This is a genomic window from Kiloniella sp. EL199, from assembly GCF_900313065.1.
Taxonomy (GTDB): Bacteria; Pseudomonadota; Alphaproteobacteria; order Kiloniellales; family Kiloniellaceae; genus Kiloniella.
The window spans coordinates 294,604-316,641 of the sequence record NZ_OMPU01000006.1 but is presented as its reverse complement, the minus strand read 5'-3'; the positions used below and the strand labels follow the sequence as shown (position 1 = coordinate 316,641).

Below are 22,038 nucleotides of genomic sequence, written 5' to 3'. Positions count from 1 at the left end.
TGGAAAAGCCTTAAAATTATTTAATTGTCAAAGCAGGTAATGAAGTATTTAAATTTTTAGTAACTTCATCTGTAATATCCAAACTGTTTCCTGAATATACAAGCGATGTTTTTGCCAATATTAAATCAAGCTTCTTTGCTTCCACAATGCGTTTGATAACAACATCAAGGTGTTTCTTGATTTCATTCAAGCCTGAATTTCTAAGCTGAGTAAGTCCTTTATTTCTTTCTTTGGCTTCACTGCGAATCATTGCTGCCTGTTTATCCAAATCCGCTTTTTTCTGTGCAAATGCTTCCGGCGAAAGAATGGACTTTTGACGAACAAGTTCCTGATGCTGAGTTAAAAGCCCTTGCTCTTTTTGCCTGAATTCTTGCTGAAATTGGTTCTTTCTTCCTGTAACAGTCTGGTTCACCTGCTTCATAGCTTGCGATTCTTGCAAAACTTTTTTTGTATCAATCACAGCAATTTTAAGCTGCAAATTTTGTGCACTGGCCCCAGATACGAAGTTCATACCGTTTGCAATAAACGCAAGAACAAAAACGGCTAAGAATATATTTTTGAATCGAGTATGTATCACTTAGAAATTAGTCCCAAAGCTAAAGCTGAAAATTTCGGTTTCGTCATAATCTTCTTTTAATGTGGCAAAACCAAGATCCATCGCAAGTGGTCCAAAAGGAGAATTCCAGGTTACCCCCGTACCAACAGAAACCCTTGGATTTGAGGAATCATCTACCCCGGAATCGTTTCCATCAATATTCCAGGTCGCACCAAAATCTGTAAATACACGACCTTTAAGGCCAAACTCTTCCGGTAAACCAAGAGGGAATGTAAGTTCTAGACCGCCATTATAAAAATGCTTTCCGCCCAAAGCATCATCACTAGCTCTGTCTCGGGGACCAACACCACCACTTTTAAAGCCTCTAAGTTTATCTCCACCAAGGAAGAACCTGTCAACGATCCTCGTATCTTCATCAAGACCAATTATGTTTCCGACTTCAGCGCGTGTTCTCAGTATAAACTCTTCATTAAATGAGTAATAATGAGTTCCACCTAGAGACACTTTCAAATGCTGGACATCACCACCAAGACCAGCAACTTCATTCTCTAATGTAAGAAGATAGCCATCAGTTGGATTGACCCGAGAATCAAGCTTGTCATAGGTAAGAGTTGATGAAATAGCAGACTTGATGGTAGTTCCTTCTTGCTCTTTAACAAGAGACGCAGCATCTCTATCAATATCATCGATCTCAATATGTTCGAAACGATACCGAAGAACCTGTCGCAATTCTTCTGACAAGTCATAACCAACACGCAGTGCACCACCGGTTTTCTTTTCTTCAAAAGAAAGGCTGTCCTCATCCCTTGTCACACGGAAGATATCGAAACCAGCTGCGATCTCTTTATCCAGGAAATAAGGCTCGGTAAAACTAACATCCGCTTCGGAACCAGACCCCGCCAATGCAATATTGAAACGAAGATCTTGTCCTCTTCCAAGTAAATTTCTCTCTCGAATACCAATCGAACCCAAAGGCCCTGATGATGAAGAGAAACCCGCCCCAAATGTAAGTTCACCTGTGGATTGTTCTTCGACATCAACCTTAATAACGGTACGATCTGGTGTGCTACCGGGCTCATTATCAACATTGACCGACTGGAAAAAACCAAGTCTTTGAATACGTGTTCTGGATCGTCTCAGCTTTGAGCTGTTAAAAGCATCGCCTTCGACAAGTCTAAACTCACGACGAATAACTTTATCAAGCGTTCGGCTGTTACCTTCAATGTCAATACGTTCGACATATACCTTTGCACCTTCAGAAATACTGAAGACAAGATCAATAACCTTGTTCTCAGTATCTTTGTCAGGTTGTGGCTTAACATCGACAAAGGCATACCCTAAATTACCGACAGCATCTGTTAAATTATCAACTGTTTTATCAATAAGATCAGCATTAAACCATTCACCTTGCTCAGGCAAAATTTGATCTTCAACAGTTGTTGGATCAAAATCTTTTAACGCACTGTCAACTTCTACTGCACCAAATGTATATCTCTCACCCTCTGAGATAGTGAAGGTAACAACAAAAGACTCTCTATTTGCAGTTAACTCTGCAATGACAGATTGAACCTCAAAATCTGCGTAGCCTTCTTTCAGATAGAATCTGCGAAGAAGTTCCCTGTCAAAAGTCAAGCGATCAGGATCATAGGTATCGCTATCGGTAAGGAAATTCCAAAAAACAGTTTCCGAGGTCGAGACGACATCTTGCAACTTACCGTCAGAGAATTCCCTGTTGCCAATGAAGTTGACAGTTGTCACATAACTACGATCGCCTTCACTGATTTCAAAAGCCAAATCAACCCTGTTTTGGGGTAGTTGGATAACTTTGGGCTCAACAGTCGCAGCAAATCGGCCAGATCGGCGATAAAGCTCGAGTATCTTTTGAGCATCCGCCTGGGCTTTAGTACGTGTAAACACGACTCTTTCACGCAGGGACGTTTCAGATGAGAGTATATCATCTTTAATACGTTGATTACCCTCAAAGGCAATCCTGTTGATAATAGGATTTTCAACGACGACAACAATAAGATCGCCCCCCTGACGTTTCAGAGATACGTCTGCAAAAAGTCCCGTCGCAAAAATACTTTTAAGAGAACGGTTTAAAAGAATCGGATCGAAGGTATCGCCAGGGTTTACTTCCATATAGGAGCGAACAGATTCAGGCTCGATACGCTGCGTTCCCTCGACAATAATATTATCGATGGTTCCACCAGACATAAGCGCCTGCGCGAAAGCTTTTTGGCTATTCCCAGCTTCAACAACCAGAAACAATCCCCCAATTAATAGCAAAAAAAGCGTCTTACGAAACACATTTACCCCCGGGTAACCCGTATGATCTTAACTTCACAAGCAGATTAGAACGACTTACATAATCCATAAATCGTTCCAGGTCACAAATAACATTAAGCTCAATACCAGAGTCAGTCCTATTCGGAAACAATATTCTTGAGCTCGTTCATTTAGCGGTTTACCAGAAACCGCCTCAATTATATAAAACAGCAGATGTCCACCATCCAACATTGGAACAGGCAACAAATTCAAGAGGCCTAAATTAATAGACAACACTGCCATCCAACCAATGTAGTATTCAATCCCGGCTTCGGCTGCCATTCCTGATATTTTAGCAATTTGGATTGGTCCACCAAGTTCTTTAACAGAGCGATGTCCATTAAATATTTGCCCAATTGCTTTGAATGTACCTATAGAAACATCATATGTTTCAACTACTGCTGCACGAAATGCAGATAAAAAATCGTGTGCTTTAACAGATGATTGATCGCTCTGGATACCAATTAACCATCTTTTAGCTTCACGCCCATTATGGTCGGTATAGATATCAACCTTTGGCTTGACCGTCAGATTAATAACACTACTATTCCTCTCAACAACAACATCAATTGGCTCTCCTGATCCTAACTGAACAAGTCGTTGTAATTGCTCAAAGCGGTCTATTTTTGTACCAGCAGCTTCAATAATTTTATCATTGATTTGAAAACCGGCAGCCTCTGCCGCACTGTTTTCCATAACTTTGGCAACTACAGCTGCAGAATAAGGCTGTCCCACAAAACTATACAAGCCCGTAAAAAGAACAATTGCTAAAATGAAGTTAGCAATCGGTCCTGCAGCAACAATAGCAGCACGCTGCCCAACAGATTTATTCTTGAAAGTAGTTTTAAGTTCTTCAGGGGATAATGCAGAATTTTCAGCAGATGTTGAGCTAGTAACATCTGCATCCCCAAACATCTTCACATAACCACCCAAGGGGATAATACTGAACTTCCATCGTGTCTGATTTTTATCATAGAACCCGAACAGTTCAGGGCCAAAACCAACAGAAAAAACATCTACCTTTACGCCATTCTTTCTCGCAATCCAGTAGTGGCCGAGCTCATGAAAGAATACCAAAATTGTCAAAAGTATTAAAAAAGCGGGAATAGACGAAATAATTGTCATTAGATATGTCTTGTTACCGTTGTCATTATAATCATGTTGTTCAAGAGGCACGGCATACTAGCCTTTTGCTCTCCTATTCAAAAGCTTTTTTGCTGCACAAATTCCGCAAAAGGATCAATTTATCTGTATCTTACTCCAGTTGCGAACCTCTTTATCCAGCATTTTAACAGATTCAAGAGTGATCGTGTCAATTGAATCAAAAGAATCAATTGCCTTTCTGACAAGCTCTGGAATGCCCAAGAAAGACAACTTTGCTTGTAAAAATGCTTCCACAGCAACTTCGTTTGCCGCGTTGAAAACAATAGTTTTATGATCTCGCAATGCTTCTCTCGCAATCTCAAGAGCTGGAAATTTATCCTCATCGGGTGTTTCAAAAGTAAGTTTGGATATCTCTGCCAAATCAAGTTTTTTAACAGGCGTATCCATTCTTTCAGGCCAAGACAGCGCACAAGCTATAGGCGTTCTCATATCCGGGTCGCCTAATTGGGCAAGAACCGATCCGTCAATATAGCTCACTGTAGAGTGAATAATCGATTGTGGATGGATAAGAACCTTTATCTTATCCTCAGATAATCCAAACAGATATGCTGCTTCAATTAGTTCTAGCCCTTTGTTCATCATCGTAGCAGAGTCGATTGAAATCTTGGCCCCCATATCCCAGTTAGGATGAGCAAGCGCTTGTTGCGGCGTAACAGCTTCCATTTCTTGCTGTGAAAAACATCGAAATGGACCGCCTGATGCCGTCAAAGTAATGTGATCAACACCAGATTTATGTTCAAAATCAAAAACCTGAAATATAGCGCTATGTTCTGAATCCACTGGCAGAAGAGTCGCGTTATTTTTACGGACTTCCTCAACCATCAAATCCCCGGCACAAACAAGTGCTTCTTTATTTGCCAGTAAAACGGTTGCACCTCTTTGAATTGCGGTCAGCGTCGGTGCTAACCCTGCAAAGCCAACGATAGCAGCCATAACCTGATCAGAAGGACGTGCTGCTGCTTCCAGCAACGCATTTTCACCTGCCGCAACTTCTATATTTCGACCAGATAAAGCAGATTTCAGATCTTTGTATGCTTTCTCGTCGGCCACAACAGCCATTTTTGCACCGAGTTCAACGGCTTGCTGCGCCAGCAAATCGACGTTTCTATTCGCTGTTAAAGCCTGAACATCAAACAACTCTGGCGATCGTTTTAATAAATCAATGGTACTGGAGCCAACTGACCCTGTAGAGCCCATGACAGTTATAGATTTTCTCACCGCAGTACCCTTACCTTAAGACGACTTGTGTTTGATTAACGCACATAACGACGGCTGCTTTAGTACACAAGATGAATAAGAAAAACCAAAAGCGAGCACGCCAAAAGCCCATCGACCCGATCAAACAAACCACCATGCCCAGGAATAAGGTTACTCGAATCTTTTGCGTCAAACCTGCGCTTAATATGAGATTCGAAAAAATCACCCATTTGAGAAACAACAGCCAAACTTGCCCCGAAGATACTTAGGATCAATGGATCATAAAGTTCTGTAAATTCAGCAAAAATATAGCTAATTACAGCAGCAGAAATCATCCCACCGATTAAACCTGCCCATGTTTTCTTTGGACTTATACTTGGCGCTATCTTGGGGCCGCCAATCGATTTTCCAAAAAAATACGCCCCAATATCCGTCAACCAAACAACAAGCAAAATCCAGAGAACAGTTTCAAAACCGTTTCCAGAGCTATTGCGAAGCCAAAGTAAGGCGTATGTTGTTACAGAAAGATAACATAACCCCAACGTCAACCAAAATGCCCGATCAGAGTTCCGAGTGACAAATCGCATATACAAATAGAGAAAAATTGTACAAGACAAAAGGGCCGGGGCAAAAAGACCAACGTACCCAAAAGCACCAAGCATCAACAACCCAGCAATAGAAACGATCAAAAACCACCCCGGCGCTTCAATCCTACGCCGATAACACAGCGCAGCCCATTCCCACGCTAGAATAACCCCGGAAACAATAATCAGCACATCACTATAGGGAGAGCCCAGATAAACAGCAGCAAGAACAGGTGGTCCAAGAACAATAGAAGAAAGCGACCGAACCAGAAGGTCGCTTTTTTTAGGCCGTTTCGGCTGCGGATCCATAACGTCGTTCACGTTTCTGGTACTCCTCAATAGCCAAAATCAAATCTTTTTCAGAAAAATCGGGCCAATATTTTTCAATGAAAACCATTTCGCTATAGGCAAGCTGCCATAGCAAGAAATTACTGATACGCATCTCGCCACTAGTACGTATTAGTAGATCGGGATCAGGAATATCCGACGTATACAACTCCTGCCCAAAGGAGGATTCTGTAATTTCATTACTCTGAAAATCACCGTTTTTAACTTTATTGGCGATCTTTCTTGCAGCGTCGACAATTTCTTGCCGCCCGCCATAACTCAAAGCCATGACAACTGTCATCTTAGTATTGTCGCGGGTTTGCATTTCGGCATCTTCAATCAGACGCACAATGTCCGTTGCAAGCTTGGAGCGATCCCCGATGACCTTTAAACGAATACCCGCTTTATGGAATGTTGCCAATTCACTTTGCAGATACCTGCGCAACAATCCCATGATATCATTGATTTCACTTTCAGGACGATTCCAGTTCTCTGACGAGAAGCTGTAAAAGGTCATATAAGGAATACCAATTTTTATTGCAGATTTAAGGAGTTCACGTAAAGCTTCCGCGCCTTTGCGATGCCCGAATGCTCTGGGCAAATGTCTTGCATTAGCCCAGCGCCCATTGCCATCCATTATGACGGCAATATGCTTTGGTATTCCCTTTGTCATCGCTAGATCAGAATAATCATGCAGCCTTAAACCTGCATGATTTCCTCTTCTTTTTGCGCAGTTGCTTCATCAATTTTCTTGATATGAGCATCTGTTATTTTCTGGATTTCATCGCCCCAGCTATGCATTTCATCCTGAGAGATTTCACCATCTTTTTCCATCTTCTTCAGAGCTTCCATGCCATCACGGCGCACATTCCGTACAGCTACTTTTCCCTGTTCGGAATACTTACCAGCGATTTTTGTAAGTTCTTTACGGCGTTCTTCAGAAAGTGGTGGGATAGGGACACGAACAAGCTGTCCATCAGGAGATGGATTCAAACCAAGACCAGATTCTCTAATTGCCTTTTCAACAGCACCAACCATTGATTTATCCCAGACCTGCACAGCAAGCATACGGGATTCAGGTACAGTTACAGTACCAACCTGATTAAGAGGCATGGAAGCGCCATAGGCATCAACCATAATCGGATCAAGAAGCGCAATAGACGCACGACCTGTCCGCAATCCGGTAAATTCCTTGTTCAGCGCTTCTAGCGCACCATCCATACGACGTGATAAATCTTTAATGAGGGCATCTTGCGACACAGCCTATCCCCTTCTTATTTAATAATAGTAAAACAACCTTCACCGCCAACAGCTTTGGCGAAAGAACCTGTTTCATAAATAGAAAACACAATAATCGGTATATTATTTTCCCGCGTCAGTGCAATAGCAGAATGATCCATAACACCTAAATCATCTGTAAAGACACGCTTATAGGAAAGAGTTTCAAAGCGTTCTGCTGTTGGGTCTTTCACAGGATCAGCTGAATAAACACCATCAACCTTTGTGCCTTTAAGTAAGACCTCACATCCCATTTCCGAGGCGCGCAAAGCAGCAGCCGTATCGGTTGTGAAATAAGGATTACCTGTACCAGCACCAAAAATAACAACCCGCCCTTTTTCCAAATGGCGTTCTGCACGTCTACGAATATAAGGCTCAGCAACGGTATCCATAGGAATAGCTGTTTGAACACGGGTTTCAACACCGACCTGTTCCAGAGCATTCTGCATTGCCAACGAATTCATCACTGTTGCAAGCATTCCCATATAGTCAGCAGTCGAGCGCTCCATACCAGCAGCAGCTCCTGAAAGACCGCGGAAGATATTTCCACCACCAACAACAACACAGACCTCTACGCCCATTGTGACGACTTCTTTAATATCGAGCGCAATCTGATTTACAGTTTCAGGATCAAGCCCGAACTGACCATTCCCCATAAGCGCCTCACCAGAAAGCTTCAAAAGAACACGTTTATATTTGGGTGCGTCTGTCACAGAGATCTCCTTTGTCCACTGCGATACCAAATCATCCTGTTATCTGAACACTATTCTTATCGTAAAAATGTGCTCTAAAAAAGACAATCCTAGTGGAAGCAAGTGATTTTGAATACAAAAATGGCCCCGACCTCTCCCCCTTTGGGTAGAAAAGATCGCGGCCAAATTCGTGATTTACTTAGTTACCGAGTGTCGCAGCAACTTCAGCAGCAAAGTCTTCTTCTTTTTTCTCGATGCCTTCACCAAGCTGGAAACGTACGAAACCAGTTAGTTTTACAGGAACACCAAGTTCTTTAGCAAAAAGCTCTACAGCTTTACCGACAGAATTTTCACCATCGATAACATAACCCTGCTCTAGCAAGCATACTTCTTCGTAATACTTACGAAGACGACCAACGAGCATTTTCTCGATGATTTCTTCTGGCTTACCAGAAGCACGTGCCTGATCAGAAAGAACTTCTTTCTCGCGCTCAAGAGCAGCGACATCAACAGAATCACGATCAAGTGCCTGTGGATTAGCGGCAGCAACATGCATTGCAACCTGCTTACCAAATGCTTCAAGCTTGGCTGCATCACCAGATGATTCAAGCGCAACCAACACACCAATTTTACCAAGACCAGGAGCAGTCTGGTTGTGGATGTAAGAAGCAACAACACCTTCACTAACTTCCAAAGAAGCAGTGCGACGCAGGCTCATATTCTCACCGATAGTAGCGATGTTTTTCGTCAATACGTCAGCAACCGTACCTTCACCACCTGGATAAGCAGAGTTTGCAAGAGCATCGACATCACCGTTAGCAGTCAGAGCTTGCTGAGCAACAGCTTTAACAAAAGACTGGAACTGTTCGTTACGGGAAACAAAGTCTGTTTCAGCGTTAACTTCTACTACAGCACCTTTGGCACCATCAGTAGAAACAGCAACAAGACCTTCTGAAGCTACACGGCCAGCTTTTTTAGCAGCGGCAGCAAGGCCTTTTTTACGAAGCCAATCAACGGCTCCTTCTAAGTCACCATCAGTTTCGGCAAGGGCTTTTTTACAATCCATCATGCCGGCACCGGACTGATCCCGGAGTTCTTTAACCAGAGCAGCAGTAATCTGGGCCATTTTCTATCTCTTTTCAGAAATTAAATATCAAAACATAGACACAAGTACGAGAACGGCGGCATAGGAGCCGCCGTTCCAATCGTTCATTTGCGAACAGCTTAAGCTTCGGCAGCAGCAGCTTCAGCAGTAGGCTTCTCTTCAGAATCAGCTTCAGCGGCTGGCGCTTCAGCAACAGGTGCTTCTTCAGCAGTTTTCTCTTCAGGCAGCTGTTCAGCAGGAGCTTCTTCAGAAGCACCAACATCTACACCAGAAGCAGTCAGCTCTTGCTGTAGACCATCGATAACCGCATCAGCAAAGAGATCACAGTAAAGGCTGATCGCACGGATTGCATCATCGTTACCAGGAATTGGGAACGTGATATCAGCTGGATCAGAATTTGAATCAAGGATACCAACAACAGGAATTTTCAATTTCGCTGCTTCAGCAATTGCAAGGTGTTCCTTGTTTGTGTCGATAACAACGATCACATCAGGAATGCCACCCATTTCCTTAATTCCGCCAAGAGCGCGCTCTAGCTTATCGCGCTGACGAGTAAGATTAAGAAGTTCTTTTTTAGTCAGGCCACCCTGATCGTTCTCAAGACGCTCATCAAGCTCTTTCAGACGACGGATAGAGTTAGAAACTGTTTTCCAGTTAGTGAGCATTCCACCCAACCAACGGTGGTTAACATAGTACTGACCACAGCGTTTTGCTGCTTCAGCCATTTTCTCACTTGCCTGACGCTTTGTTCCAACGAACAGAACGCGACCGCCACCGGCAACAACTTCACGTGTAAAGGCAAGACCTTTGTGGAGCATTGGTACGCTCTGCTCAAGATCAAGAATATGGATGCCGTTACGTGCACCAAAAATGTACTGAGACATTTTCGGGTTCCAACGACGAGTTGTGTGACCGAAGTGAACACCAGCTTCTAGAAGCTGACGCATTGTAAATGTAGGAAGCGCCATAGAATAAAACCTTTTCTCTTCCGGTTAAACTTCCGTAAGCCGTAATCTCCATCCAGAATGGAAACACCAGAAACGACGAACAAATTGCTCTCGTTAGACCTACGTGTTGTCTTAGTGATGTTGCGGGTGATACTCTTCTAGAGCAAAGGATGCAAGTCTTTTCTCACCCATAAATGCATTCATCATAATTATATCATGAAAAGTATCAGATATAGGGAACTAAACCTCTTCCAGATCTATACCCTCGATCGCTTTGATCGCCTGACGAATAGAAGGCGAAACTGTATAGCCTTTTGGGAGTTCCAATTCCAACTCCTGACCGTCTTTCAACCCCAGAACGACTGATATCCGCCCTCGTCCCTTTACCGCATGATTGTCTAGTATCGTTTTGAGCGGCTCCAGAGGTTTGTCAGAGTTAATATACAGTTTCAGGCCCGTATCCGTTAAGGAAGCCGCATCATCAAGTGGCGTGACTGCCTGAAGAAGAAACCTGGGTTCATCATCGTCCGGCTTCACTTCTCCTGTAAGGATCACCAACAAAGGAACGTTGCTTTCCAGAATTTCGCGGCTAGCCATCAGTACATTCGAAAAGACCATTGCCTCAATCGTACCATGTGCGTCAGAAATCTGCACAAAAGCAAATTTAGAGCCCTTCTTGGAAATACGCTCCTGTTTCCCAACAACAATGGCACCAATTTTAAGAGGACCATCCTGCCCTTTGTATTTCTTGGTCTGGTCAATAGCCTCCGCAATATTAACAGCGCGCAAACGCTTTAGAATTTGAGTATAGGTATCAATGGGATGTGCAGAGAGGTAAAAGCCAATAGCATCAAATTCATGTTTCAGCTTTTCCAGATCAGGCCAATCCGGCACCTTCGGCAAAGCCAGATCAATCATGGTCGTGTTATCATCACCACCAAATAGATTAACCTGATCACTCTCTCGCTCCTGTGCTGCCGCAGAAATATTACGAACAATGTTCTCCGCCCCCAGAAAAACCTGTTGCCTGTTAGGTGACAGACTATCAAAAGCTCCGGCTTTAGAGAGGTTTTCAACAAGTCGTTTATTGATCGTCTTTGAATCGACACGACCAACAAAATCAGTCAGGTCTTTAAAGGGACCATTTTCCTTACGCTCGTTTGTGATGTTCTCAATGGCTTGCTCACCGACATTTTTAACCGCAGCCATCGCATAACGAACCGCTTTGTTGCCATCATCCATAGTTTCAACCATGAACTCGGCATAGGACTTGTTGATATCCGGCACCAGCAACGGAATTTCAAGTCGTGACAGTTCTTGCCGGAATATATTCAATTTATCTGTGTTAGAGATATCATAGGTCATGGTTGCCGCCATGAATTCCACAGGATAATTCGCCTTTAGATAAGCCGTATGATACGCAACCAGCGCATAGGCCGCGGCGTGACTTTTGTTAAAACCATAGCCAGCAAACTTATTGACCTGATCAAAGATCTCGTCTGCCTTCTCGGCCTTCACATCGTTCTTAACCGCACCCTCGACAAAGATCTTCCGCTGCGCATCCATTTCAGCCTGGATCTTCTTACCCATGGCACGACGCAAGAGATCCGCACCGCCAAGGGAATAGCCAGAGAGCTTCTGGGCAATCTGCATCACCTGCTCTTGGTAGATCATAATCCCGTAGGTTTCTTTCAGGATATCTTCGATCAAGGGGTGCATGTAATCAGAGGTCTCTTCGCCTTTTTTGCGAAGAATATAACTTGGGATGTTCTCCATCGGTCCTGGACGATAGAGGGCCACGACCGCGATGATATCCTCGAACCTGTCGGGTTTCATGCGCTTGAGAACATCGCGCATACCAGTGGATTCCAGCTGGAAAACACCAACGGTATCTCCACGCCCAAGCAAATCAAAAGAAGCTTTGTCATCCAGTGGTACTTCACTGAGATTAATCGGCGTTCCCGCAGAGCGAATAAATTCGCAAGCGCGCTCCAACACAGTCAGAGTTTTCAAGCCAAGAAAATCAAACTTCACCAACCCGGCTTGCTCAACAAACTTCATGTTGAACTGGGTCACCGGCATATCTGAACGCGGATCGCGATAGAGTGGCACCAACTGATCAAGGGGCCGATCCCCGATCACAACACCCGCAGCGTGGGTTGACGCGTGACGGAACAAACCTTCGATCTTTTGCGCAATGTTCAAAAGATTATCAACGGTTTCATCCGTTCTGGCCATTTCCCTGAGCTGAGGCTCCTGTGCAATCGCTTCTGGCAATGATGTTGGTTTGGCCGGGTTGTTTGGTACAAGCTTACACAAGCGATCTACCTGCGGGTAAGGCATCTGTAAAACTCGCCCGACATCCCGCAATGCCGCCCGAGCTTGCAGTTTACCAAAGGTAATAATTTGCGCGACCTTATCCCGCCCGTATTTATCCTGTACGTAGGTAATAACCTGATCACGCTTGTCCTGACAGAAATCCACATCAAAGTCAGGCATAGACACACGTTCCGGGTTCAAGAACCTCTCGAAAAGCAATCCCCAGCGTAGCGGATCAAGATCGGTAATGGTCAGAACCCAAGCCACCACGGACCCTGCCCCTGATCCACGTCCGGGGCCAACCGGGATATTGTGGTCTTTGGCCCACATAATAAAGTCGGCAACAATAAGAAAGTAGCCGGGAAACCCCATCTGTTCGATAATCCCCAACTCATAATCAAGACGATCGCGATAGGGTTTTGCAATTTCTTCACGCTTTGCCTCGTCCATATCAGACGTAAAGACGTGCTTTTCCAGACGACCTTCCAATCCAACTTCGGATTGATGGCGTAACTCTTCGGTTTCTGAGCGCCCATCCCCCGTATCAAATGGCGGCAGGATCGGGGCAATAGGCTCGACAAACCACGAACAACGCTGCGCAATAACCAGAGTGTTCTGAATAGCCTCTGGTATATCTGCAAAAAGCCGCTTCATCTCATCGGCAGATTTAAACCGATGCTCAGACGTCAGCCGACGACGCTCACTTTGTGAAACATACGCCCCTTCCGCGATACAAATCAGGGCATCATGCGGAAGGTACATATCATCAGCAGCAAAAAAGGCTTCATTTGTTGCGACCAGCGGTACGTCATGTTTGTATGCCAGATCAATCAAACGATCTTCAATTTCTTGCTCTTCTGCTAATCCATGACGCATCAACTCAGTATAAAAACGGCCCTGAAAAATACCTGCCAGTTGCGTAAAAATAGCCTCAGCATCAGCATCCCTGTTTTCGTACAACAGACGTCCGACAGCCCCTTTTGGCCCCGCACTCAGGACAATCAGCCCCTCATTACAGCGTTCCAAATCCACCAGAGTGACCTGTGGCGTCAGACCAGTTTCCGTCTCCATGAAGGCGTGGGAAATCAGGTGCATCAAATTCATATAACCCTTTTGATTTTGGGCAATAAGAACGAGTTGATCTGGCTCGGGGACGATGGCACCCGTTCGTTTGTTCGCATCAGGACGCGCAATCATTAACTGCGTACCGAGAATTGGCTGAACGCCAGCACCCTTGGCCGTCAGCGAAAATTCCAGTGCCCCAAACATGTTACTACTATCCGTAATGGCAGCAGCCGGCATATCATGTTTTTTGCATAGCTCGACAAGTTCCTTGGCTTTAATAGCACCCTCGGAAAGGGAATAAGCTGTATGAACCCGAAGATGAACAAAGTCAGCATACGCCATAAAGAAACTCTCAAACTAAATAAAACTGTAACGCAAAAATTCCAAGCTCAGTCATACTCCAGATTAATCAAAAAAGGCAAAATAAAAACCCGACACCAATCAGCATCGAGCTTTCATTCATATTATCAATTACACTTCAAATACAGACACTTAACGAGCATTCACAAAGTAATATCTCAGGCAAATAATTTAACGAACTTTACCATTTTCAAAATGAAGGACCCGATCCATACGTCCCGCCAATTCATGATTGTGTGTTGCAATCAAGGCTGTAAGTCCCACAGAACGAACAAGTTTTAGAAGTAGTTCAAAAACTCTGTTTGCCGTTTCCGGATCCAGATTACCCGTTGGTTCATCAGCCAGAAGGACAGACGGTGCATTGGCCAAGGCTCTGGCGATCGCAACACGTTGCTGCTCACCACCAGAAAGTTCGGCTGGTCTATGAACCATACGTTCGCCAAGACCGACAGTGTCCAGAAGCTCGCTGGCACGTTTATGTGCTTTTTTACGGGATAATCCGGTAATCATCTGTGGCAGAATAACGTTTTCTACAGCCGAGAACTCGGGGAGCAGATGATGATATTGATAAACAAAGCCAATGGTATCACGGCGCAGTGCTGTTCTGCTTTTATCGTTCAGCGAAGCCGAAGGGGTTCCATTAACCAGAATGTCACCGCTATCAGGTTTTTCCAAAAGCCCTGCGCTATGCAACAAAGTTGACTTACCCGCCCCGGAAGGGCCGATCAGCGCAACCAACTCCCCCGGCTTGATATCAAAGCTGACATCATTAAGCACATGAAGCTCTTTTGCTCCCTGTTTATAAGTCTTATTTACACCGGCAAGGGATAGGCCTTTCATTTCCTTATTCATAACGAATAGCCTCCACAGGATCTAACCGTGCTGCGCGCCATGCCGGGAAAATCGGGGCGAGAAATGAAAAGAACAGAGCCATGCCAACGACCTGAAGAACTTCAGATGTTTCAACAACTGCTGGCAACTTAGAAAGGAAATAGATCTCGGCATCAAAAAGATTGGTCCCGGACAAGCCTTCCAGCCACTGCCGGATTGTTTCGATGTTTTCTGCAAAAGACAAGCCGAGAACAAAACCAGCCAGTGTCCCGATAACGCCAATGGATGCCCCACTCAGGAAGAAAACCCTGAGAATCATTCCCCGGGTTGCCCCCATTGTTCTAAGAATCGCGATATCGCGTCCCTTGTCCTTCACCAGCATAATCTGGCCGGAAACAATATTAAAAACCGCAACGAGGATAATAAGCGACAGGATCAGGAACATAACATTACGTTCGACCTGAATGGCATTAAAGAAACTGGCGTTACTTTGCTGCCAATCCCGTGTGACAATTCCCGTACCAATTTCATTGTGAATATCACGGCGCACAACATTGGTCAGATCAGGATTATCCACAAAGACCTCAATCGTATTTACCATTTCAGGCAATTCAAAAAAGATCTGTGCGGCATCAAGTGTCATGTAAATAAAACTGCTGTCGTACTCATACATGCCAATGTCAAAAAGCGCAGCAATGGTATAGGCTTTGAGACGTGGAATAGAGCCAAATACAGTGACAGAGCTGTTCGGCGATACCAGCGTGATTTTATCTCCGACACCAAGGCGCAAACTTCTGGCAAGGCGCTCGCCAATAACAACATTATCGCCCGTGAAATCATCCAGTGATCCGGCAACAATCTTTTCCGCAATCAGTTTACGTGCCTTGAGATCCTTCGGGGCCATACCTCGGACCAAGCCCCCCGTAGCGGTGCCACTGGCTGTCACCATAACCTGCCCCTGTACCTGGGGGGTTGCACTGGTTACGCCGGACAAGGCACTCACTCGTTCCGCAATGGTTTCATAATCAACCAGATCACCTTGAACACCAACAACGGCCAGATGGCCATTAACACCGAGTATGCGGCCAAGAAGCTCTTGGCGGAACCCGTTCATCACGGCCATGACAATAATCAGGGTCGCAACGCCCAGAGCAATGCCAACAAGAGAAAAGCCCGCAATGACAGAAATAAACCCTTCCTTACGACGGGACCGGAGGTAGCGTAAGGCCACCATGCGCTCAAAAGCACCAAAAACCATCGACTATCTCTCTTCCCGTCTAAATACTAAAGGCCCAATTTAGAAAGCGCAGCTTCCAATGTTAGCTCTTCTTTCTCACCGGTCTTGCGATTTTTCAACTCAACTACGCCATTTTTAAGGCCACGTGGTCCGACAACCATTTGCCACGGCAAACCGATCAGATCCATGTCTTTGAATTTAGCACCAGCAGAAGTATCACGATCATCGTAAAGACAATCAACACCAGCAGCATTGAACTTCTGATAGAGATCATCACAAGCTTTTGCACAGGATTCATCTTTGGCTTTCAGGTTGATCAAGCCAACTTTATAAGGCGCCACCGCTTCCGGCCAGATAATACCGTTCTCATCGTGGCTTGCTTCGATGATTGCGCCCAAGAGACGGGAAACACCGATACCATAGGACCCCATGAAGACAGGAACGTTTTCACCTTCGCTGTTGAGGACATAAGCCCCCATTGGCTCAGAGTATTTTGTACCAAAGTGGAAAATATGTCCGACCTCAATACCGCGACACTGCATTCTCTTATCTTCAGGAACAGAACCTTCGAAGTCTTCTTTCACGTACATCTCATCCGTTGCCGCATAGATGCTTGTCCAGTCATCAACAATCGGCTGTAGATCACCACTATAGTCAACATCAACAGAAGGAGATGCTTTTTCAAGGAAATCAGAATGACAGAACACCTCGGACTCACCCGTGTCGGCAAGAATGATAAACTCGTGACTGAGATCACCACCAATTGGTCCTGTGTCAGCAGCCATTGGAATTGCCCGCAGCCCCAAACGCTCAAAGGTGCGTAGGTAAGAAACAAACATACGGTTGTACGCTGCTTTGGCTGACTCGAAATCAATGTCGAAAGAATAAGCATCTTTCATAAAGAACTCACGACCACGCATCACACCAAAGCGCGGACGAACTTCATCCCGGAATTTCCACTGGATGTGATACAGATTTTTTGGAAGATCTTTATAGCTCTTTACAGCATTGGCAAAGATTTCTGTGACCATCTCTTCGTTGGTTGGTCCATAGAGCATATCACGTCCATGACGATCTTCGATACGCAGCATCTCTTTGCCGTAATCATCATAACGGCCAGACTTACGCCACAGGTCTGCAGGCTGAATAGTTGGCATCAGAATTTCCTGAGCCCCTGCCCGGTTTTGCTCTTCACGGATAATCTGCTCAACCTTGCGAAGGACTTTCAGGCCCATCGGCAACCAAGAATAAATTCCAGATGTTGCCTGACGGATCATGCCCGCACGAAGCATATAACGGTGAGAGACAATCTGTGCCTCGGTTGGGTTTTCCTTCAGTGTTGGAAGGAAATAAGCAGAAAGGCGCATCTGGATATCCTGGAATGCTATGAGATCAATAATAAATAAGGAACAATTCAGTTATAAGGCTGAAATGTATGCGGTCATATATATGGGATGAAATGGCACTTGTCCATGACAGAAAAACAAGCTTTTCCTAAGAAATTTTCCCTTCACAGGATATCAGGGAACAAACAATAAAATTACTCGTGGTCTAATATTTCCTGGCACTTCAGAGATAATTCTCTCTGCTCTTCACTTTGCAACCGCTGCCCATTGAAAAAGGCTTCTCCATTTTTGTGAACTTCAACAACACCAATCTCGGCATTCGCCTCAAAGTTCGCTTTGTTGGCAGGAATATTATAGCGCTCGAACATATCAACGGTTATCGGAATACGAATAACTTCAGGCAGAACAATCGGCTGTGCATTCAAATCTGCCGGAACAACTTTTTTGCCTCTTTTGGTGACCCCCGGTGTATAGGCAACATCATCGTTTGGGTGGTGTAATACCAAACGACGACAATCTTCTTCCTCAATCGTGATCACACCATCTTCCGATGAATTTACTTCCGCATGTACGACAGTAATCATGCCCAGAAAAAACATGAACACCATAGCCAAGACCCGGAAAAAAACTCGCATATAAAAATAATGATAACAAAGCATTACCACACCATATTAAGAAAATGAGTCACAAAAACGGCCTGTTGATGATACTATCAGCAGGCCGTTTATAAATCTATAATGCTTTCTTGCTTGCCATCTATGACTAATAAGCAAGCTCACCAATTGTGATCAATTTGTTGGTAATAACGTAATAGGCAACACCCCACAAAACACCCGCAATGGCACTTGTAATCAGTGCTTTGCGCCAGAGCATGGGATTTTTTGGCGCTGAGGGTTCATGACCAACTTCAGGATTTTCTTCGGCTCGAACTCCAAAGGGAAGCGCCATGAAAAATATCAACCACCAAATAATGACGTAAACAAGAATACCTGTAACCCAGTTCATTTTTAATACTCTCTCGACTTAAGCCTGTTCCAGCTCAACAAGGGTTCCACAAAAATCTTTTGGGTGGAGGAAAAGTACTGGTTTGTTATGCGCACCAATTTTCGGCTCACCGTCTCCAAGAACTCTTGCCCCTTCTGCCTTAAGTTTATCCCGTGCAGTAATAATATCATCCACCTCATAACAGATATGATGAATACCACCTGCGGGGTTCTTTTCCAGAAAATTACTGATCGGCGAATTCTCACCCAGGGGATAAAGAAATTCTATTTTGGTGTTGGGAAGATTGACAAAAACAACCGTTACGCCGTGATCAGGTTGATCAACTGCTTCAGTTACTTCCGCCCCTAACACATCACGATATTGAGCTACTGCTGCATTCAAATCGGGCACTGCAATCGCCACATGATTCAAACGACCAATCATTGTTAAAACCCCTTTTAATCCAGATAGGAAGCCAAGCGAATAATATGAACATCCGTAACAGGCTTCTTGTCATAAATCTTGTTGAAATGACGCCGTACAGCACGAATGGCAACTTCGCGAACAATCGTATCATTTTTCATTTCAGATTTTTTCAGTGAACCAAGAATATCTTTCAGATAGTCGATAACATCTTCAAAGTCCTCAAACTCCTCATCAAGATCAAGAATTCCCTGAACAGTCAGTTGTGGCGTATCTGCTAATCTGTTCGCTTCGTCAATAACCAATGAAATAACCGCCGATCCGTTATACATCATTTTCTGACGCGCTTTGATAATCGGACTATCAATCGGAATAAGACGGCGATCTTCTATAGCCAGAAGACCAGAATCTATTTCTTTAACTTTCTCTGCTTTTCCAGGGGCCAATCGAATAAGGTCACCATTTTTAGCTACGATCTGATTTTGGACACCACATTCAGCAGCCAGTTTGGCATGGGCGCGCAGATGTCGCGCTTCGCCATGAACCGGTACAGAGATTTTTGGTTGTACCCATTCATAAAGCTTGCGAACTTCTTCTTTCCCCGGATGGCCGGATACATGAACATGTTCATCCCGATCAGTAATCACACGCACACCCAATTCAGACAGGTTGTTTTGCAATCTGAAAATTGATGTCTCATTTCCCGGAATTATGCGGGACGAAAAGATAATCGTATCGTCCTCTTCCAGATACACGTGCTTGAAACCATCTTTTGACAAGCGTGAGAGCGCAGACCGTGGTTCACCCTGACTCCCCGTACAAAGAACAAGAACCTCGCTCTTGGGCATATAGGAAAATTCATCCTCGGACAGCAACGGTGCGACATTCTTCAGATAACCGTTTTCACGGGCCGCAGCATATATTCTGTGCATGGAACGCCCAAGCAACACAACCCGACGGCCACAAATTTCAGCAGCCTTCATAACAGATTCAACCCTTGCGACGTTACTGGCAAAACACGTCACGGCAACACGGCCAGTGCATTTTGAAATAACATCAACAAGTCCGTTGCGGACAGATGCTTCGGAACCGGATTCACTGGCTGACATCACATTGGTTGAATCACTGATCATCGCCAAAATATCTTCGTCAGCCAAAGCCTGAAGACGCTTTTTGTCATAGTGCGGTCCGACCAAAGGTTCTGGGTCAAATTTCCAGTCACCTGAATGGAAAACTGTGCCGCACGCAGTTCTGATTAACAGAGAAGCCGGCTCCGGAATGGAATGGGTCATGGAAACCAATTCAATTTCAAATGGCCCTGCGGTAAAGGTACCCGCAACCGGAATAACCGTAATTTCTGCTTCATCTTCAATACCGGCCTCAACCAACTTGGAATAGACCATGGACTTGGTGAAAGGCGTACAATAGATCGGACAACGCAATTCAGACCATAAATGCGGTACAGCACCAATGTGATCTTCGTGCGCATGAGTTAAAACCAGGCCGACAAGATTTTCTCTTTGCTCTTCAATAAAGGTTGGATCCGGCATAATGACATCAATACCCGGATATCGTGCCCCATCGGCAAAGGAAATTCCTAAATCCACCATCAACCATTTACCGTCATGGCCATAGAGGTTCAGGTTCATTCCAATTTCACCTGTACCACCAAGGGGCAGGAAAAAGAGTTCGTCTTTTTTAGCGACAACCGCTTTACGCATTTCTTACCTAACTTAAGTCTTTTGACTATTTAATTCATAGATGGCGATCAAACCACGTAGCGTTACATCTTTATCAATATGATCAATGACATCTGTCGCCGTATCAAACAACTGAGCCAAACCACCAGTTGCAATAACTTTCATCGGGGCGCCATACTCATCACGGATGCGTTGTACCATGCCTTCGACCATAGATATATAGCCCCAAAAGATACCAGATTCCATGGCAGGAACTGTTGCTTTACCAATCACCTGCGAAGGGGCTTTAATATCTATACGGGGAAGTTTTGCAGACGCCATATAAAGCGCCTCAATAGACAGGTTAACACCCGGCGCAATCACGCCACCTTCATAGGCGCCATCGGCACCAACAATGTCAAAAGTCGTCGCGGTCCCAAAGTCAATCAGGATCAGATTTCCACCATAACGTTGATAACCAGCCACAGCATTTACAAGACGGTCAGCGCCCGCTTGTTCCGGTTGATCGATATTTACTTTCAAACCCAGATCAATTTTTCCCAATTCAACCATCAACGGCGTACAGGAAAAATAACTCTGACACAGTGTTTTGAGATTATAGTTTGACGCCGGGACAACGTTGGCCAGAATGGCCCCCGTTATATCTTTGGGTTCCAGACCTTTCAAAGCCATCAACTGGGTTAACCAGACGGCGTATTCATCCGCCGTTTTTTTACTGTCACTGGTCGCGCGCCAATATCCCTTTTGCTCATGCCCGTCATAAACGGCAAAAACCACATTTGTATTACCAGAATCAATAACAAGAAGCATTGTCTGTCTCGGTCTCAAGAAGTAAAAAAGACGTCCCCTGCGGTAACCAAACGCTGTTTGCCATTATCCAGATCCAAATCCAATGCACCATCCTTGTCGATGGTAACAAAGCGTCCGGAAAGCGTTTCACCGGGAAGCCTGACGTAAATTTTTTCACCTAAGCCATGTGCCTGATCCAGCCAAGCTGAACGCACACTATCGAAGCCTTCTTTTTTCCATAGTTTGTATCTGGCGTCAAAACTATTGATAAAGCTTTCCAATAATTTATCAGCCTCAATCTCACTTGAAAGCCCTTGTTCACGTAAACTCGTCGCAGGATAGCGGGCATCATCCGGATAGTGTTCAATGTTAACCCCGATCCCCATGATCAGATAATCGAGCTTGCCTGAACGATCCGCTTTGCTCTCTAGCAGGACACCTGACACCTTTTTTCCAGCAAATAAAACATCGTTTGGCCACTTCAATCCAGGTACGAGTTTTCGATCTAGTTGGCGCATGGCATCGGACAAAGCCAAAGACGCGACAAAACTTAAATTAGCTGCTTCAGCAATGGATTTTTCAGGGCGTAGAAGGGTCGAAAAATAAAGATTACCAACAGGGCTAACCCATGTTCTTCCCTGTCGCCCTCGCCCTGCAGATTGACGAAGGGCCCAGACGATTGTTCCGTCCTGGGCCCCTTGTTCAGCAAGAAGGCGAACCTCATCATTTGTACTGCCGACCTCTTCTTTACAGATCACTGAAAAAGAAGACGGGATTACAAGGGACGAGGTTCCCTCTGTCATATC

General features: G+C 44.8%; 20 protein-coding genes. All 20 read right to left on the bottom strand.

The window, feature by feature from the left end:
• Positions 1-16: 16 nt before the first annotated feature.
• On the bottom strand, positions 17-577 hold the full coding sequence (locus tag D9A03_RS04855) for an OmpH family outer membrane protein (protein ID WP_120496076.1): 561 nt from the start codon (positions 575-577) through the stop codon (positions 17-19).
• On the bottom strand, positions 578-2,866 hold the full coding sequence (gene bamA, locus D9A03_RS04850) for an outer membrane protein assembly factor BamA (RefSeq protein WP_120496075.1): 2,289 nt from the start codon (positions 2,864-2,866) through the stop codon (positions 578-580).
• 54 nt (positions 2,867-2,920) lie between these two features.
• Positions 2,921-4,009, bottom strand: coding sequence for an RIP metalloprotease RseP (gene rseP / locus D9A03_RS04845; protein WP_120496387.1), 1,089 nt, complete (start codon positions 4,007-4,009; stop codon positions 2,921-2,923).
• 114 nt (positions 4,010-4,123) lie between these two features.
• Positions 4,124-5,245, bottom strand: a complete 1,122-nt coding sequence (gene dxr / locus D9A03_RS04840; protein WP_120496074.1) for a 1-deoxy-D-xylulose-5-phosphate reductoisomerase — start codon at positions 5,243-5,245, stop codon at positions 4,124-4,126.
• 80 nt (positions 5,246-5,325) lie between these two features.
• Positions 5,326-6,150, bottom strand: a complete 825-nt coding sequence (locus D9A03_RS04835; RefSeq protein WP_162937977.1) for a phosphatidate cytidylyltransferase — start codon at positions 6,148-6,150, stop codon at positions 5,326-5,328.
• Positions 6,113-6,829, bottom strand: a complete 717-nt coding sequence (locus tag D9A03_RS04830; protein WP_120496072.1) for an isoprenyl transferase — start codon at positions 6,827-6,829, stop codon at positions 6,113-6,115. Before D9A03_RS04830 ends, D9A03_RS04835 begins: the two co-directional genes overlap by 38 nt.
• A gap of 26 nt (positions 6,830-6,855) precedes the next feature.
• Positions 6,856-7,377 (bottom strand): ribosome recycling factor, encoded by a 522-nt coding sequence (gene frr / locus D9A03_RS04825; RefSeq protein WP_254054984.1) that lies wholly within the window; start codon positions 7,375-7,377, stop codon positions 6,856-6,858.
• A gap of 53 nt (positions 7,378-7,430) precedes the next feature.
• On the bottom strand, positions 7,431-8,147 hold the full coding sequence (gene pyrH, locus D9A03_RS04820; protein ID WP_256386284.1) for a UMP kinase: 717 nt from the start codon (positions 8,145-8,147) through the stop codon (positions 7,431-7,433).
• Between the two features lie 178 nt (positions 8,148-8,325).
• Positions 8,326-9,252: a translation elongation factor Ts gene (gene tsf, locus D9A03_RS04815; protein ID WP_120496071.1), complete on the bottom strand. Its 927-nt coding sequence runs from the start codon at positions 9,250-9,252 to the stop codon at positions 8,326-8,328.
• A gap of 98 nt (positions 9,253-9,350) precedes the next feature.
• Positions 9,351-10,199 (bottom strand): 30S ribosomal protein S2, encoded by an 849-nt coding sequence (gene rpsB, locus D9A03_RS04810; protein ID WP_120496070.1) that lies wholly within the window; start codon positions 10,197-10,199, stop codon positions 9,351-9,353.
• Positions 10,200-10,418: 219 nt separating this feature from the next.
• On the bottom strand, positions 10,419-13,904 hold the full coding sequence (gene dnaE, locus D9A03_RS04805; RefSeq protein ID WP_120496069.1) for a DNA polymerase III subunit alpha: 3,486 nt from the start codon (positions 13,902-13,904) through the stop codon (positions 10,419-10,421).
• 189 nt (positions 13,905-14,093) lie between these two features.
• Complete coding sequence (locus D9A03_RS04800) at positions 14,094-14,774, bottom strand: ABC transporter ATP-binding protein (protein ID WP_120496068.1); 681 nt, start codon at positions 14,772-14,774, stop codon at positions 14,094-14,096.
• On the bottom strand, positions 14,767-16,011 hold the full coding sequence (locus tag D9A03_RS04795) for a lipoprotein-releasing ABC transporter permease subunit (protein ID WP_120496067.1): 1,245 nt from the start codon (positions 16,009-16,011) through the stop codon (positions 14,767-14,769). The genes D9A03_RS04800 and D9A03_RS04795 overlap by 8 nt, the downstream gene beginning before the upstream one ends.
• A 26-nt stretch (positions 16,012-16,037) precedes the next feature.
• A complete protein-coding gene (proS, locus tag D9A03_RS04790; protein ID WP_120496066.1) occupies positions 16,038-17,357 on the bottom strand; it encodes a proline--tRNA ligase in 1,320 nt (439 codons plus the stop codon).
• A gap of 173 nt (positions 17,358-17,530) precedes the next feature.
• Positions 17,531-17,944 (bottom strand): hypothetical protein, encoded by a 414-nt coding sequence (locus D9A03_RS04785; RefSeq protein ID WP_120496065.1) that lies wholly within the window; start codon positions 17,942-17,944, stop codon positions 17,531-17,533.
• A 154-nt stretch (positions 17,945-18,098) separates the two neighbouring features.
• A complete protein-coding gene (locus D9A03_RS04780) occupies positions 18,099-18,341 on the bottom strand; it encodes a DUF1467 family protein (RefSeq protein ID WP_120496064.1) in 243 nt (80 codons plus the stop codon).
• An 18-nt stretch (positions 18,342-18,359) separates the two neighbouring features.
• Positions 18,360-18,764, bottom strand: a complete 405-nt coding sequence (gene mce, locus D9A03_RS04775) for a methylmalonyl-CoA epimerase (RefSeq protein ID WP_120496063.1) — start codon at positions 18,762-18,764, stop codon at positions 18,360-18,362.
• A 14-nt stretch (positions 18,765-18,778) separates the two neighbouring features.
• Complete coding sequence (locus D9A03_RS04770) at positions 18,779-20,464, bottom strand: ribonuclease J (RefSeq protein WP_120496062.1); 1,686 nt, start codon at positions 20,462-20,464, stop codon at positions 18,779-18,781.
• Positions 20,465-20,476: 12 nt separating this feature from the next.
• Positions 20,477-21,253 (bottom strand): type III pantothenate kinase, encoded by a 777-nt coding sequence (locus D9A03_RS04765; protein WP_120496061.1) that lies wholly within the window; start codon positions 21,251-21,253, stop codon positions 20,477-20,479.
• Positions 21,254-21,267: 14 nt separating this feature from the next.
• On the bottom strand, positions 21,268-22,035 hold the full coding sequence (locus D9A03_RS04760) for a biotin--[acetyl-CoA-carboxylase] ligase (RefSeq protein WP_120496060.1): 768 nt from the start codon (positions 22,033-22,035) through the stop codon (positions 21,268-21,270).
• Between the last annotated feature and the right edge of the window lie 3 nt (positions 22,036-22,038).